The 16,019-nt window shown below is 57.1% G+C and carries 10 protein-coding genes, 1 tRNA gene and 2 rRNA genes (1 of these 13 only partly in view); 8 read left to right on the plus strand and 5 right to left on the minus strand.

All coding sequences use genetic code 11. The features are described from left to right. A 23S ribosomal RNA gene (locus AU182_RS07160) occupies positions 1-2,825 on the plus strand (it extends 58 nt beyond the left edge of the window). 214 nt (positions 2,826-3,039) lie between these two features. Next, positions 3,040-3,155, plus strand: a 5S ribosomal RNA gene (gene rrf, locus AU182_RS07165). A gap of 689 nt (positions 3,156-3,844) precedes the next feature. Here rrf and AU182_RS07170 read toward each other — a convergent pair. Then, positions 3,845-3,931: transfer RNA gene (locus AU182_RS07170), tRNA-Leu, on the minus strand. 140 nt (positions 3,932-4,071) lie between these two features. Here AU182_RS07170 and queA point away from each other — a divergent pair. From queA to secF, 4 genes are all read left to right on the plus strand, one after another. Continuing rightward, positions 4,072-5,127: a tRNA preQ1(34) S-adenosylmethionine ribosyltransferase-isomerase QueA gene (gene queA, locus AU182_RS07175; RefSeq protein WP_066962960.1), complete on the plus strand. Its 1,056-nt coding sequence runs from the start codon at positions 4,072-4,074 to the stop codon at positions 5,125-5,127. 79 nt (positions 5,128-5,206) lie between these two features. After that, positions 5,207-6,340, plus strand: a complete 1,134-nt coding sequence (gene tgt / locus AU182_RS07180; RefSeq protein ID WP_227718162.1) for a tRNA guanosine(34) transglycosylase Tgt — start codon at positions 5,207-5,209, stop codon at positions 6,338-6,340. A 164-nt stretch (positions 6,341-6,504) separates the two neighbouring features. Continuing rightward, complete coding sequence (gene secD, locus AU182_RS07185; RefSeq protein WP_066962965.1) at positions 6,505-8,373, plus strand: protein translocase subunit SecD; 1,869 nt, start codon at positions 6,505-6,507, stop codon at positions 8,371-8,373. A gap of 10 nt (positions 8,374-8,383) precedes the next feature. Continuing rightward, positions 8,384-9,385: a protein translocase subunit SecF gene (secF, locus tag AU182_RS07190; protein WP_082859279.1), complete on the plus strand. Its 1,002-nt coding sequence runs from the start codon at positions 8,384-8,386 to the stop codon at positions 9,383-9,385. 189 nt (positions 9,386-9,574) lie between these two features. Here the strand turns inward: secF and AU182_RS07195 are convergent, their stop codons facing one another. The 4 genes from AU182_RS07195 to pyrC form a co-directional block, all read right to left on the minus strand. Continuing rightward, positions 9,575-9,772 (minus strand): hypothetical protein, encoded by a 198-nt coding sequence (locus AU182_RS07195; protein ID WP_066967670.1) that lies wholly within the window; start codon positions 9,770-9,772, stop codon positions 9,575-9,577. A 170-nt stretch (positions 9,773-9,942) separates the two neighbouring features. Beyond that, a complete protein-coding gene (locus AU182_RS07200; RefSeq protein ID WP_082859280.1) occupies positions 9,943-10,905 on the minus strand; it encodes a PHB depolymerase family esterase in 963 nt (320 codons plus the stop codon). Between the two features lie 139 nt (positions 10,906-11,044). Beyond that, positions 11,045-11,737 carry a ribonuclease T gene (gene rnt, locus AU182_RS07205; RefSeq protein WP_066962972.1) on the minus strand — a complete coding sequence of 231 codons (693 nt, stop codon included), beginning with the start codon at positions 11,735-11,737 and terminating at the stop codon, positions 11,045-11,047. 63 nt (positions 11,738-11,800) lie between these two features. Continuing rightward, on the minus strand, positions 11,801-12,838 hold the full coding sequence (gene pyrC / locus AU182_RS07210; RefSeq protein ID WP_066962976.1) for a dihydroorotase: 1,038 nt from the start codon (positions 12,836-12,838) through the stop codon (positions 11,801-11,803). 355 nt (positions 12,839-13,193) lie between these two features. Between pyrC and AU182_RS07215 the strand changes: the two genes are divergently transcribed. Together AU182_RS07215 and ccoN are read left to right on the plus strand one after the other, a co-directional pair. Then, entirely contained in the window at positions 13,194-14,414 is a 1,221-nt protein-coding gene (locus AU182_RS07215; protein WP_066962979.1) for an argininosuccinate synthase, read from the plus strand. Between the two features lie 143 nt (positions 14,415-14,557). Next, positions 14,558-16,018, plus strand: coding sequence for a cytochrome-c oxidase, cbb3-type subunit I (gene ccoN / locus AU182_RS07220; RefSeq protein WP_066962984.1), 1,461 nt, complete (start codon positions 14,558-14,560; stop codon positions 16,016-16,018). Position 16,019 lies beyond the last annotated feature (1 nt).

Raw genomic sequence — 16,019 nt, forward strand, 5'->3', positions numbered from 1 at the left:
TAGGAGCCTGCGAAAAGTCTAGGGGAGCTGGCACACAAGCTTTGATCCTGGAATGTCCGAATGGGGAAACCCACTCCTTTTAGGAGTATCCCTAACTGAATACATAGGTTAGGGAGGCGAACCCGGGGAACTGAAACATCTAAGTACCCGGAGGAAAAGAAATCAACCGAGATTCCCTGAGTAGCGGCGAGCGAAAGGGGATTAGCCCTTAAGGTCTTTATGTCTTAGTGGAAGGATCTGGAAAGTTCCGCGATACAGGGTGATAGCCCCGTACACGAAAAGGCACATTGATTGAAATCGAGTAGGTCGGGACACGTGTTATCTTGACTGAACATGGGGGGACCATCCTCCAAGGCTAAATACTCCCAGCTGACCGATAGTGAACCAGTACCGTGAGGGAAAGGCGAAAAGAACCCCGGAGAGGGGAGTGAAATAGAACCTGAAACCGTATACGTACAAGCAGTAGGAGCCCTTCGGGGTGACTGCGTACCTTTTGTATAATGGGTCAGCGACTTATTGTCTGTAGCAAGGTTAACCGCATAGGGGAGCCGTAGAGAAATCGAGTCTTAATAGGGCGTTTAGTTGCAGGCAATAGACCCGAAACCCGGCGATCTATCCATGGGCAGGTTGAAGGTTGAGTAACATCAACTGGAGGACCGAACTCACTAATGTTGAAAAATTAGGAGATGACCTGTGGATCGGAGTGAAAGGCTAATCAAGCCGGGAGATAGCTGGTTCTCCTCGAAAGCTATTTAGGTAGCGCCTCGCGTCTCACCCTCGGGGGTAGAGCACTGTTTGGGCTAGGGGGTCATCCCGACTTACCAACCCCATGCAAACTCCGAATACCGAGGAGTGCAATCGCGGGAGACACACGGCGGGTGCTAACGTCCGTCGTGAAAAGGGAAACAACCCAGACCGCCAGCTAAGGTCCCAAATATCAGTTAAGTGGGAAACGATGTGGGAAGGCCCAGACAGCTAGGAGGTTGGCTTAGAAGCAGCCATCCTTTAAAGAAAGCGTAATAGCTCACTAGTCGAGTCGGCCCGCGCGGAAGATATACCGGGGCTCAAACTGATAACCGAAGCTGCGGATGCTCTTAGGAGCATGGTAGAGGAGCGTTGTGTAAGCCGCTGAAGGTGGACTGTGAGGTCTGCTGGAGGTATCACAAGTGCGAATGCTGACATGAGTAACGACAAGGGGGGTGAAAAACCTCCCCGCCGGAAGACCAAGGGTTCCTGTCCAACGCTAATCGGGACAGGGTTAGTCGGCCCCTAAGGCGAGGGCGAAAGCCGTAGTCGATGGGAAACAGGTTAATATTCCTGTACTTGCAATTGCTGCGATGGAGTGACGGAGAAGGCTAGGCCAGCATGGCGATTGGTTGTCCATGTTTAAGGTTGTAGGCTGGGGACTTAGGCAAATCCGGGTCCCTAAGGCTGAGAGCTGATGACGAAGCTTACTTCGGTAAGTGAAGTGGTTGATGCCCTGCTTCCAGGAAAAACTTCTAAGCTTCAGGCAATTGTGAACCGTACTCTAAACCGACACAGGTGGTCAGGTAGAGAATACCAAGGCGCTTGAGAGAACTCTGGTGAAGGAACTAGGCAAAATGGTACCGTAACTTCGGGAGAAGGTACGCCGGTTTTGGTGATGGGACTTGCTCCCTAAGCTGAGGCCGGTCGAAGTGACCAGGTGGCTGCGACTGTTTATTAAAAACATAGCACTCTGCAAACACGTAAGTGGACGTATAGGGTGTGACGCCTGCCCGGTGCCGGAAGGTTAATTGATGGGGTTAGCTTCGGCGAAGCTCTTGATCGAAGCCCCGGTAAACGGCGGCCGTAACTATAACGGTCCTAAGGTAGCGAAATTCCTTGTCGGGTAAGTTCCGACCTGCACGAATGGCGTAACGATGGCCACGCTGTCTCCACCAGAGACTCAGTGAAATTGAAATCGCTGTTAAGATGCAGTGTACCCGCGGCTAGACGGAAAGACCCCGTGAACCTTTACTACAGCTTTGCACTGAACTTTGAGCCTACTTGTGTAGGATAGGTGGGAGGCTTTGAAGCTGTGACGCCAGTTGCAGTGGAGCCATCCTTGAAATACCACCCTGGTATGTTTGAGGTTCTAACTCTGGTCCGTTATCCGGATCGAGGACAGTGTATGGTGGGTAGTTTGACTGGGGCGGTCTCCTCCCAAAGAGTAACGGAGGAGTACGAAGGTGCACTCAGCATGGTCGGAAATCATGCAATGAGCATAATGGTATAAGTGCGCTTGACTGCGAGTCAGACATGACGAGCAGGTACGAAAGTAGGTCATAGTGATCCGGTGGTTCTGTATGGAAGGGCCATCGCTCAACGGATAAAAGGTACTCCGGGGATAACAGGCTGATACCGCCCAAGAGTTCACATCGACGGCGGTGTTTGGCACCTCGATGTCGGCTCATCACATCCTGGGGCTGAAGCCGGTCCCAAGGGTATGGCTGTTCGCCATTTAAAGTGGTACGCGAGCTGGGTTTAGAACGTCGTGAGACAGTTCGGTCCCTATCTGCCGTGGGCGTTGGAAATTTGAGAAGAGTTGCTCCTAGTACGAGAGGACCGGAGTGAACGAACCTCTGGTGTTCGGGTTGTCACGCCAGTGGCATTGCCCGGTAGCTATGTTCGGACGGGATAACCGCTGAAAGCATCTAAGCGGGAAGCCTCCTTCAAGATTAGATTTCCCTGACTCCTTGAGAGTCCTAAAGGGCCGTGGAAGACTACCACGTTGATAGGCTGGGTGTGGAAGCGTTGTGAGGCGTTGAGCTAACCAGTACTAATTGCCCGTGCGGCTTGACCATACAACAGAAATGGTTATTTACGATCGGATTATGAATCCGGGATTGTGAATCGAGAGACGCGTAGATCGATTGATCGACTTGCGGTGTATTACTACAGAATGTTTTACCGACCTTTTTGGGTTGATCGTTAACTGCGAGAGCAGTGGCAAACGGACGATCAAGCGGCAGCGCGGAGCATAGAGCTCATAAGACCACGCCAACCCAAGCCAGTTTGCCTGACGACAATAGAGTTGTGGAACCACCTGATCCCTTGCCGAACTCAGAAGTGAAACGCAACATCGCCGATGGTAGTGTGGGGCTTCCCCATGTGAGAGTAGGTCATCGTCAGGCTTCTATTCCAAAAGCCCTGATCGCTAACGCGGTCAGGGCTTTTTTCATTGCAGCCTGCCGATGAACTACCGCTGCGCGGTACGGTCAGGTCACTCGGGCCATCCTTGGCCCTCGCCTTTCGGGCAGCCTTCGGCTGTGCAAAACGGCTGTCGTGCCGTTTTGTCAGGCTTCTAAATAAAAAAAAGGGCCACCCATTTGGGTGGCCCTTTTTTTATTTAGGATACGGTGAATTACTGCCACTACCTCGCAGCGCAAAGCGCTGCCATGTGAAAGGTCGTGCGCGACCCCGGCCGCTCCGAAGGAGCAGAGGCTAGGGCGCCGAAAGGCGTCGCACCGCGATGGCGAGCGCCGCTCGACACCCAGTGTAGGTCCGCAGACTTCCAGCGACCCACACCACCAGGTCGAACATAGAAAGGCCCCGATCGCCAACGCGACCAGGGCCTTTTTTATATCCACACGGCGCTACTGAATTAGCTACCTGGTCAGGTTTAAGTAAAGGAGGCGTTTAAGAAACGGGTGCCACCTTCCAAGGCCGGACTGATCACATTGGCTGCGCCAATGCGCCTCTTCGGGCGCCTGCGGCGTCCCAACCGCTGGCGCGGTTGGTCGAACCGAGTGTCGGTAATCAACCGACCCCAGGTACCAAACAAAAAAGCCCTGACTGCTTTCGCAATCAGGGCTTTTTTGTTTGGTACCAGAGGCCGGACTCGAACCGGCACACCCGTTAAGGCGGGGGATTTTGAATCCCCTGTGTCTACCAATTTCACCACTCTGGCAGTTTCACAAGCGAAGATCGGACTTGGCTTGGAAAGGACGATGATTATAGCGATGGGCCGGTTGCGGTCAACTGGATTTGGCTACGGGAGTGCTTTCCGTTAGGATTCGCGGCCAATCAATAACCACCTAGACTGAGTTCATGCAACGCCAGGATTTCTATTTCGATCTGCCGGAATCTCTGATCGCCAAAGCGCCTACCGAAGAGCGCCGGGGCAGTCGTCTTTTGTGTCTCGATGGAGAAACCGGTGCGCTGGCGCATCGACGTTTCAGTGATCTTCTCGATCTGGTGGAGCCCGGTGATCTGCTGGTATTTAATGATACCCGGGTGATTCCCGCGCGGCTGTTTGCGCACAAGGCCAGTGGCGGTCGGTTGGAGATACTGATTGAGCGGGTATTGGACGAGCATCGAGCGTTGGCGCATATTCGTTCGAGTAAGTCGCCGAAGCCAGGCAGTGAGATCCTGTTGGAAGATGGGACGGTCCTCAAGATGGTGGACCGCCACGACGCCCTGTTTGAGCTGGCGTTTCCGGAAGAGGGGGCGCTTGCGGTGCTTGAGCGTCTGGGGCATATGCCGCTACCGCCGTATATTGACCGCGCCGATACGGAGTCGGACAAGGAGCGCTACCAGACCGTATACAGTCGTAACGCGGGGGCGGTAGCCGCTCCCACCGCCGGTCTGCATTTCGATGAGCAGATGATCGAGTCCCTGCGCGACAAGGGCGCGGAAACCGCATTCGTCACCCTGCATGTGGGGGCGGGTACTTTCCAGCCAGTACGTGTCGACGACATTCATACCCACAAGATGCACACTGAGATTCTGGATGTGCCGGAAGCGGTGTGCACAGCGGTTGCTGCGTGCAAGGCGCGTGGCGGGCGGGTGATTGCGGTGGGCACCACCAGTGTTCGCGCGCTGGAGAGCGCTGCGGCATCGGGTGAGTTGAAGCCTACCAGGGGGGAGACCGATATCTTTATCTACCCCGGTTATACCTTCAAGGTGGTGGATCGTCTGATCACCAACTTCCATTTACCGGAGTCCACGCTGTTGATGCTGGTAAGTGCTTTCGCGGGTTATCAGCACACCATGCAGGCGTACGCGGCTGCGGTGGAAAATGAATACCGTTTCTTCAGTTATGGCGATGCGATGCTGATTGAGCGGAATTCCGCGGTGGATCCGGCGGAAGTAGGGCGAAAGTAACAATTTCTACCCTGAATGGTTAGCGTACAGGCATGGGTGTAAGCGTACGGATTTGGCCACAGTTTTCGAGGAGAGCGTCTTGAGCCGCGAGTGTTTTATGAAGTTTGAAGTGGATACCACGGACGGCAAGGCCCGTCGTGGGCGTCTGCGTTTCCCCCGCGGTGTGGTGGAGACACCGGCGTTTATGCCGGTGGGCACTTACGGTACCGTGAAAGGCATGCTGCCACGAGATGTGGAGGAGATTGGTGCGCATATCATTCTTGGGAACACCTTCCACCTGATGTTGCGCCCTGGCACCGAGGTCATCAAGGCCCACGGTGACTTGCACGACTTCATGCAGTGGCAGGGCCCGATTCTCACGGATTCTGGCGGTTTCCAGGTATTTAGTCTGGGCAAGATGCGCAAAATCAGTGAGGAGGGTGTCTCCTTTAAATCCCCGGTAGACGGCAGCCCGGTGTTTGTCGGGCCGGAAGAGTCCATGCAGGTACAGAAAGACCTGGGCTCGGATGTGGTGATGATTTTTGACGAATGCACGCCCTATCCCGCAACACCGGACGAGGCGCGCAAATCCATGGAGCTGTCACTGCGCTGGGCCAAGCGCTCCAAGGATGCGCATGGTGACAGTCCATCGGCCCTGTTCGGTATCGTGCAGGGGGGCATGTACCCGGAGCTGCGGGATGTCTCCCTCGCCGGGCTGACGGACATCGGCTTTGACGGGTATGCCATTGGCGGGCTGTCTGTGGGGGAGCCCAAGGACGAGATGATCAAGGTTCTGGACCATCTTGCGTACAAGATGCCCGAGGACAAGCCTCGCTACCTGATGGGGGTTGGCAAGCCCGAGGATCTGGTCGAGGGCGTACGCCGTGGCGTGGACATGTTCGACTGTGTCATGCCCACCCGGAACGCGCGTAACGGCCACCTGTTTACCTTCGCCGGGGTGGTGAAGATCCGCAATGCCAAGCATCGCTACGATACGGGTCCTCTGGAGGAGGGGTGCGATTGTTACACCTGTGAAAATTTTTCCCGCAGTTACCTGCACCACCTGGATAAATGCGGCGAAATCCTTGGTTCTCAGCTCAACACCATTCACAACCTGCGCCACTACCAGCGGCTGATGCTGCAGCTGCGTGAGGCAATCGCCGAAGGCAGGCTGGAAGCGTATGTGGCTTCCTTCTATGAAGGATTGGGGCGAGAGGTGCCTGCACTAGGCTAAGCCGTGTCAGTGCTGATTTGTGCCACCTGCCTATCCCCGTATAATCAGCCCCCAACTTGGATACGTGCGCTGGCTGGCTTGTAATCATCAGGCGCCGGCCGCATATCGTCAGTTATCGAAAAAAATGTGCCCGTGGAGCGGGCCACTCCAACAATGAGAACCGCATGAACCGCTTCCCCCTCTGGAAATATCTCCTGATTCTGATCATTACCGGGTTGGGGCTGTTGTACGCAGCGCCGAACCTGTACCGCCCGGACCCTGCCGTGCAGGTATCCGGTCAATCCACCGTGTTGAAGATTGATCAAAATGTGCTCGCCGAAGTCCAGAAGGCACTGGACGAGGCAGGAATCGGCTATTTTGGCGGCGAGGTGCAGGACAAGTCGGTACTGATCCGTCTCAAGTCCATCGAGGAGCAGCTCCCGGCGAAGCGCGCAATTCAGGAATTCCTGGGTCACGGTGAGTATGTTGTGGCGCTGAACCTGGCGCCCACGACCCCTGAGTGGTTGCAAAACCTGGGCGCCAGCCCGATGAAGCTCGGTCTTGACCTGGCGGGCGGTGTGCACTTCCTGATGGAGGTGGATACCAATTCTATTGTGAAGACCAATATGGAAGGCTACGTCGCCGACGTGAAGTCCAAGCTGCGTGCAGCCAAGGCGCGCTACCGCAGTGTGGACCTGAGGGACGATCGGGAAATCGTGGCCCGATTCCGCGATGAAGAGCTGCGCACGCTCGGTTTGCGTACACTGCGTAAAGAGTTCCCCACCCTGCAATTTCGCGAAGCCGGTGGCGGCAGCAATCTTGAAATCCGTGCGACCTTGTCTGAACAGGAAATCAAGCAGCTGGAAGATTATGCGGTAACCCAGAACCTGACCACCTTGCGCAACCGCGTGAACGAGCTGGGGGTTGCGGAGCCCATCGTGCAGCGCCAGGGGCGCAACCGGATCGTGGTCGAGTTGCCGGGCGTACAGGATACGGCGGAAGCCAAGCGCATCATTGGTAAAACCGCGAACCTTGAATATCGCATGGAGGCCAAGTCGGACACACTGGTCACCAGCAAAGAGTACTTTGAATTCCGCGATGAGCAGGAACGCGCTGCCTACGGCGGTGCCTGGCTGGAACGTAAAATCATCATTTCCGGTGAGCGGGTAACGGACGCCCGGGTTGGCTATGACGAGAGCGGGTTCCCACAGGTGAATATCACCCTGGATTCCCGCGGTGGCGAGATGATGCATCGCGCCACCTGGAAGAACGTCGGCCGCCGGATGGGGACGCTATTCGTCGAGAGTCGCTTCACCCCGGAAAAACAGCTGGACGCGGAAGGCAACGAAGTCATCGTGCAGAAGCGCACAGATGACAAAAAGATCATCAGCCTCGCCACTGTGCAGAGCCCCCTGGGCCGCCAGTTCCGCACCACCGGGCTGGGTAGCCCGGCTGAGGCACAGGAACTGGCACTGTTGCTGCGATCGGGTGCCCTGGCTGCGCCCATGTACTTCGTGGAAGAGCGGGTGATTGGCCCGTCCCTCGGTGCGGACAATATTAAGGTCGGTGTGACCTCAGTGCAGATTGGTCTGCTCGCGGTGGTCATCTGTATGCTGGTTTTCTACCGGGTCTTCGGGCTCGCGGCGAATATCGCACTGGCGACCAACCTGGTGTTGCTGGTGGCCGTGATGTCGATTCTGGGGGCCACTCTCACCCTCCCGGGTATTGCCGGTATGGTACTGACCATCGGTATGGCGGTGGATGCCAACGTTCTGATCTTCTCGAGGATACGGGAGGAATTGCGCAACGGTCTGCCACCGCAATCTGCAATCAATGCCGGTTTTGACAACGCCTTCAGTGCGATTGTCGACGCCAATATCACCACCCTGATCGTGGCGGTTATTCTCTATGCCATCGGCTCCGGACCGGTACAGGGCTTTGCGGTGACACTGTCCATCGGCATTCTCACCTCCATGTTCAGCGCCATTATAGGCACGCGGGCATTGATCAATTTGTTCTACGGCGGCCGCCGTGTGCAGAAACTGTGGATTTAAGGGGACGGTGATGAGCACTACCAAAGAAGAAAACGGCAAGATCACCGAGTATATGGGCAAGCGCGTATACGATTTCATGCGCTGGCGCAAAGTGGCTGCGGCCATGTCGCTGATCCTGGTGATTGCCTCTATTGTCGCCCTGGCCACCAATGGCCTGAAACTGGGCCTGGACTTTACCGGCGGCACCCAGATTGAAGTCGGCTATGAAAACCCGCCGAAGATTGAAGATGTACGCAGTCAATTGGCCGAGGCTGGATTTGAAGGCGCCGCGGTGGTGCGTTTCGGCTCCGACAGCGAATTGCTGATCAAGCTTCCTCCGGAAGTTGCGGTAAAGCAGACACAGCAAAATGCCCGCGATGCCGAAGCGACCAACTCCATCGGCGACAAAGTGGTTGGGGCCTTGCGCCAGCACTCTGATGGGCGTATCGACCTGCGTCGGGTGGAAATGATGGGGCCGCAAATCGGTGAGGAACTGCGCGATGATGGCGGCCTGGGCATGTTGTTTGCGCTGGCGGTGGTGATGGCGTACGTGGCGCTGCGCTTCCAGTACAAATTTGCGGTCGGCGCCGTGGTGGCGCTGATACACGATGTGATCATCGTGCTCGGATTTTTCGCGATTCTGCGCCTGGACTTTGACCTCACGGTGCTAGCCGCGGTGCTGGCGGTGATCGGCTACTCGATCAACGACACCATCGTGGTGTACGACCGGGTGCGGGAGAACTTCCGCAAGGTGCGGCAGGCTGAGCCCGACGAAGTGATCAATATTTCCATGAGCCAGACGCTGAGCCGGACCTTCATGACCTCTTTCACCACCTTGCTGGTGCTGTGGGCCCTGCAGTTCTTTGGTGGCGAACTGATCCACAACTTCTCGCTGGCACTGATTGTGGGCGTCATCATCGGTACCTTCTCGTCCGTGTATGTGGCAGCCAACATCCTGATGGCGATGAATATCACCAAGGAAGACTTGATGCCGCCGGTGAAGGAAGGTGCGGAGCTGGATGAGATGCCCTGAAGTTTAGGCAATAAGATCAGGCACAAAAAAGGCGGGATTGATCCCGCCTTTTTTGTGCCTGCTTTTTGTACCCGGGCGCTAACGCCTGCCAGTATCTATCGCGGTTGCACATAGTCTCTGTCCTGCCGGTCACCATCCGCTGTGCGGCTTCACAATAAGTTCAGCAGCGATGACGGTGTGTATCAGGTATCAGGCGCGCGGCTTTTTGCCGAGCGTGATGTGCTTGGGGCCGGAAGTGTTGGTCTGGCCGCTGACACCTTTGGGTACCTGCTCAATCTGCCCGCCGTTGGCGAGGAACGCCTGAATCTGGGATTCGATGGCTTCGCGTGACTCGGTTGAGACTGTTTCCTTACTGCGTTTGCTGGCGCTGGATGCTTTTTTAGCCACAATACTGTCCACTTTTATGTATGAGCGGTAGATAATACCGCAATTTGTGCAAAAAATCACCCGCCATGGGGCTGCGGTGGCGCGTGGGGCAGGCGGGCGCCTGCGTTGGCAGGCGCGGTGCTTATCGGAGAAGGGTGAAATTCGCCGGAAAAGGCTGGTAGATCAGGGGGTTACCTGGCCGATGTGGGGGACTCGGTACGATCGACCCGGTTGTTGTGTGCAACAAAGTAGGCCCCCAGGTAGTGGGCATAATTGACCCCGGTGTTACTGACATACTTGCCACTGGCCTGCTTGCCGCCCGACCAGGCGTGCCCCACACCATTAAGCCACAGCATGGATACCCGTCCGTCCTGCCACAAGGTTTCGGTTGCGGTGTGCCCGCCCTCGCTATAGGTGCTGGTTTCCGGGAGCTGCTCCACCTGGTACACGCCCGCCATGCCCTGGGCGTTTTGCTGGTTGTAGCAGGCGTTGACCGTCTTGTCGTCGGTTCCGTGGGTGATGGACGCGATCTGGGTTGCGAAATGCTCGGCATTGTTTCCCGCATAGCCGAGGCAGCGGTTGGTGACATCGGCAGCTTCACAGCGGCCAATGGCGCCACTGGGGCTGGTGCCGATACTTGGCCCGGCGCTCACACCAACACCGGCAAACACATCCGGTGCGATACAGGCGGTGGTGTTGGCAAATACGGCCCCGGAGGAAAGCCCGGCAATGTATACCTGGTTCGGGTCGATATCGCGGGCGCTGTCATCGCTCATGGTCTCGGCCAGGCTGATCAGGTTTTTGTAGTCACCCGAAGAGCGGGATCTGGCGTCTTCCCAGTAGGACCAGCAGTTGTAGCCGGCCTTGTGCTTGGCATCCGGGACTGCGACCACCATGCCGTAGGTTTCTGCGGCGCCTTCGAGGTCGGCGGTCAGGTAGCTATCAATGGGCTGAACGCAACCGTGCAGAAGCACCAGCAAGGATTTGCCGTCTCCGATGGGGGAGCGGCTATCGGGGGTGTAAATATGGACTTTGTCGAAGCCGCCAATGGGCACATTGTGTTGCCAGCTTCCGGCTGAGGTGTAGCTTGCACCTGTTGCAAGCAGGGCGCCGAGACCGGCACCCAGCAGCGTGCGCGTAGGGCGCTCAATCATCATATTCACCGCTATTGTTATGGGACCTCCCCCGAGCCTAGCGGGCCTGGCGAGTGAGGGGTATGCGACTTAGGTAGTACGGTGGTAGCACGGCCGCGGTTTGGCCAAAAGGGGACTGAGGGGGTGCAGTGGAGGGCGCTTAGGCGCCGTCGCCTTCTTGCGTCAGATCCTGGTCACCGGTTGTCGATGGGTCCAGTGGCCAGCCGCCAAGGTCACGCCAGCGGTTAACGATGCCACAGAAGAGCTCGGCGGTTTTTTGTGCGTCGTATTCTGCGGAATGCGCGGCATTGTTGTCGAACTCGATGCCGGCAGTCTGGCAGGCCTTGGCGAGCACCGTCTGCCCATAAGCGAGGCCCGCCAGGGTTGCGGTATCCATACAGGAGAATGGGTGGAAGGGATTGCGTTTGACGCCGCACCGTTCCACGGCTGCATTGATGAAGCCCAGATCGAAGTGGGCGTTGTGGGCCACCATGATCGCCCGGGTGCAGCTATGGGACTTGATGGCGCTGCGGATCTTGCGAAACATCTCGGGCAGCGCTATTTCTTCTGGCCAGGCGTCGCGGTCGGGCGATTCCAGGTCGATACCAGTGAAATCCAGCGCGGACTGCTCGATATTGGCACCTTCAAACGGTTCGATATGGAAACTGTGGGTCTCCTCGGCAAACAGGGTCCCGTCGTCATCCATATTCAGGATGACCGCGGATACCTCCAGCAAGGCATCGGTGCGGGCATTGAAGCCTGCAGTTTCCAGATCCAGAACCACCGGTAGAAAACCGCGGAATCTTTGGGCCAGGAGGCTCTTGGGGCCTTGGGGCGTTTCTGCTGGGGTCACGGGAATCCTGAATAATCTATCAAACGAACAAACGGTGCGGCGCCTGTGTGCGGCAACCCGGGGTTAAACTCTGCGCCAGTTCAGTGTTTCGCCGGCTGCCAGCGGAATCAGTGCCTCTTCGCCCATCGGCAGGCCGGAGGGGAGTGTCCACGGCTCGCGCACCAGGGTGATGGTATCCGAGTTGCGTGGCAGGCCGTAGAAGTCCGGCCCGAACTCACTGGCGAAGCCTTCCAGTTTGTCCAGTTTTCCTGCCCGCTCGAACGCCTCGGCATACAGCTCGATGGCACTGTAAGCGGTGTAACAGCCGGCACAGCCGCACGCGGTTTCTTTCTTGCCCTGCGCATGCGGGGCGGAGTCGGTGCCTAGGAAGAACTTCGGACTGCCACTGGTGGCCGCTTCGATCAGCGCATTCTGGTGGTAACCGCGCTTCAGGATCGGCAGGCAGTAATAGTGGGGGCGAATCCCGCCAACCAACATGTGGTTGCGATTGTACAGCAGGTGGTGCGCGGTGATGGTGGCTGCCACGCCTTCCCGCGCATTGGCAACAAACTCCGCGGCGTGCGCCGTGGTGATGTGCTCCAGCACAATCTTGAGGCTGGGGAAGTCCTCCACCACGGGGCCCAATATGGTCTCGATGAAAATGCGTTCGCGGTCGAAGATATCGATGTCGCTGGTGGTGACTTCTCCGTGCAGCAGTAGTTTCATGCCGCAGGATTGCATCGCTTCGAGGGCCGGGTAGATGTTGGCAATATCCGTCACCCCGGAGTCCGAGTTGGTGGTGGCGCCAGCCGGATAGAGCTTGGCGGCCACCACGCCTGCAGCGTGGGCCTGTTGCACGACCTCGGGTGTGGTGTTGTCCGTGAGGTAAATCACCATGAGTGGCGTAAAGCTCTTGCCCTGCGGGATTGCAGACTCAATGCGCGCCTTGTAGGCCAATGCCTCGTCGGCATTCACCACCGGTGGTACCAGATTGGGCATGATGATCGCCCGCTGAAATTGCTCTGCGGCGTCGCCCACGGTGCGTGTCAGCGCCGCGCCATCGCGCAAATGAATGTGCCAGTCGTCAGGTTTACGCAGAGTAATTTGCTGTTTCGGCTCCACCGAATATCTCCTCCCGGATTGATCGCGGCGCCGATGCTACCCGAAGCGCCAGTAAATTGCGAAAGCTGCCGCAAATGCCTTATCTGCAAGCAGTTTGAGTGTAAAGTGAACAGATGGTGCCGATTACCGGGCGAACAATCCGGCGACGCTCGTTGTGGTGCTAGTCGTAGCCGATTCTAGGCGCTACAATCCCGCCCCGAAAAAAGGCGGCCTGTCCGCCGTTCCTGGGCACTCATCCAAAAATAATCCCCCCCAGACCGAGCGTTAAATGGGCGCCTTGCCCCGCTGCGGCGGCATCGTTGCCTTTAGTGACGGCACTTCCCGTGTAAACGGGCCCACTATACAGAGGATAGTAATGAGTAAGATCGACAAGGTGGTGCTGGCGTATTCTGGTGGCCTCGACACTTCGGTGATCGTGCGTTGGCTACAGGATACCTATGGTTGTGAAGTCGTCACGTTTACCGCGGATATCGGTCAGGGAGAGGAGGTAGAGCCTGCGCGCGCCAAGGCGGAAGCGCTTGGCGTGAAGGAAATTTACATCGACGACCTGCGCGAAGAGTTCGTGCGGGACTTCGTGTTCCCCATGTTCCGCGCCAATACCATCTATGAAGGGGAGTACCTTCTGGGTACCTCCATTGCTCGCCCCCTGATTGCCAAGCGGCTGATAGAGATCGCCAACGAGACCGGCGCCGATGCCATCTCGCACGGCGCCACCGGCAAAGGCAACGACCAGGTGCGCTTTGAACTGGGCGCCTACGCGCTGAAGCCGGGCATCCAGGTGATTGCCCCGTGGCGCGAATGGGACCTGACTTCCCGCGAAAAGCTGATGCAATACTGCGAGCAGCACAAGATCCCGGTGGATTTCTCCAACAAGAAGAAAAAGTCGCCGTACTCCATGGATGCCAACCTGCTGCACATTTCCTATGAAGGCGGTGTGCTCGAGGAGCCCTGGGCAGAAGCGGAAGACGATATGTGGCGCTGGAGTGTCAGCCCTGAAGCGGCGCCGGACCAGCCTACCTATATTACTTTGCAGTTTGAGCAGGGCGATCCCGTCGCTATCGACGGCGAGCGCATGAGTCCGGCCACATTGCTGGAGAAGCTGAACAAGCTGGGTGGCGCCAATGGCATCGGGCGACTTGATATCGTGGAAAACCGTTACGTGGGCATGAAATCCCGCGGTTGCTACGAAACTCCCGGCGGCACCATTTTGATGAAGGCGCACCGCGCCATCGAATCCATCACCCTGGATCGTGAAGTAGCCCACCTCAAAGACGAGTTGATGCCGCGTTACGCCAAGCTGATTTACAACGGCTACTGGTGGTCTCCGGAGCGCCGGATGCTGCAGGCAGCCATTGACGAATCACAGGCGGTGGTGAACGGTGAGGTGCGGCTGAAGTTGTACAAAGGAAGTGTCGCAGCGGTTGGCCGCCGTTCGGAAGACAGTCTGTTTGATGAAAAAATAGCCACCTTCGAAGACGATGCTGGTGCCTACGACCAGAAAGACGCCGAAGGCTTCATCAAGTTGAACGCCCTTAGGCTGCGAATTGCCGCAGGTAAAGGCAGAGACTTGATCTAAATCAGCCAGAGGCGGCGATTACAGCGTTTAAATCGTCGCTTCTGTGCCCGCCCGGTCTACCGTGAAGGGTGTAGCCGCTATTTGGGTGGCGGTCCCCTCGCGTATGACGGAAATGAACCTCAAAAAGCAACGGAAGTTACACAATGACGACAACGGTGGCAGAGGCCGGCAAGTTGCCGGACTATGACTACAACATCGTGCGCCAGTTCACCATCATGTCGGTGGTCTGGGGCATTGTTGGGATGGCTGTCGGCGTATTGATCGCCGCACAGCTCGCATGGCCTTCGCTGAATGACCTTTGGCAGCCCTTCACGAACTTTGGGCGCCTGCGCCCACTGCACACCAATGCGGTGATCTTCGCGTTCGGTGGCAGCGTGCTGTTTGCGACTTCCTACTACGTGGTGCAGCGCACCTGTCAGACCCGCCTGTGGGGTGGTTGGCTAATTCCCTTTACCTTCTGGGGCTGGCAATTAGTCATTGTGGCCGCGGCGATCACACTGCCGATGGGTTACACCTCTGCAAAAGAATACGCGGAACTGGAGTGGCCGATCGATATCCTGATCGCGTTGATCTGGGTGGCTTACGGCCTGGTGTTCTTCGGCACCATCATGAAGCGCCGCACTTCCCATATTTATGTTGCCAACTGGTTCTTTGGTGCGTTCATCATCACCGTTGCCATGCTGCACATCGTCAATAGCCTGGCGATCCCGGTCAGTGCCCTGAAGTCATACTCTGCGTATGCCGGCACCACCGATGCAATGATCCAGTGGTGGTACGGCCACAATGCGGTTGGCTTCTTCCTGACGGCAGCCTTCCTCGGCATCATGTACTACTTCGTGCCCAAGCAGGCCGGCCGCCCGGTGTATTCCTACCAGCTGTCCATCGTGCACTTCTGGGCGCTGATCTCCATCTACGTTTGGGCCGGTGGTCACCACCTGCATTACTCTGCCCTGCCTGACTGGACCCAGAGCCTGGCGATGGTTATGTCGATCATCCTGCTGGCACCGTCCTGGGGTGGCATGATCAACGGCATCATGACCCTGTCCGGTGCCTGGCACAAACTGCGCACCGACCCCACCTTGCGTTTCCTGGTTGTGTCCCTGTCGTTCTATGGCATGTCCACGTTCGAAGGCCCGATGATGTCCATCAAGACAGTGAACGCGCTGTCGCACAATACCGACTGGACCGTTGGCCACGTGCACTCGGGCGCGCTGGGCTGGGTTGCCATGATCTCCATCGGTGCCCTGTACCACCTGGTGCCGGTTCTGTGGGGGCGCAAGGAAATGTACAGCGTGAAACTGATCAACGCGCATTTCTGGCTGGCGACCGTCGGTACCGTTCTCTACATCGCTGCGATGTGGGTCAATGGCATTACCCAGGGCCTGATGTGGCGCGCATTTAACGCGGACGGCACGCTGACGTACAGCTTTGTGGAGAGTGTGATTGCAAGCCAGCCCGGTTACATCGTGCGTTGGTTGGGTGGTGCCTGTTTCACATTTGGCATGGTACTGATGGCCTACAACGTGTTCCGTACCATCACTGACGAACCCAAAGAAGGCGACGTCCGTCACGACGAAAACCTGCCAGTGGCGAAGAGCGTTTAAG

The organism is Microbulbifer sp. Q7 (assembly GCF_001639145.1).
Lineage (GTDB): Bacteria > Pseudomonadota > Gammaproteobacteria > Pseudomonadales > Cellvibrionaceae > Microbulbifer.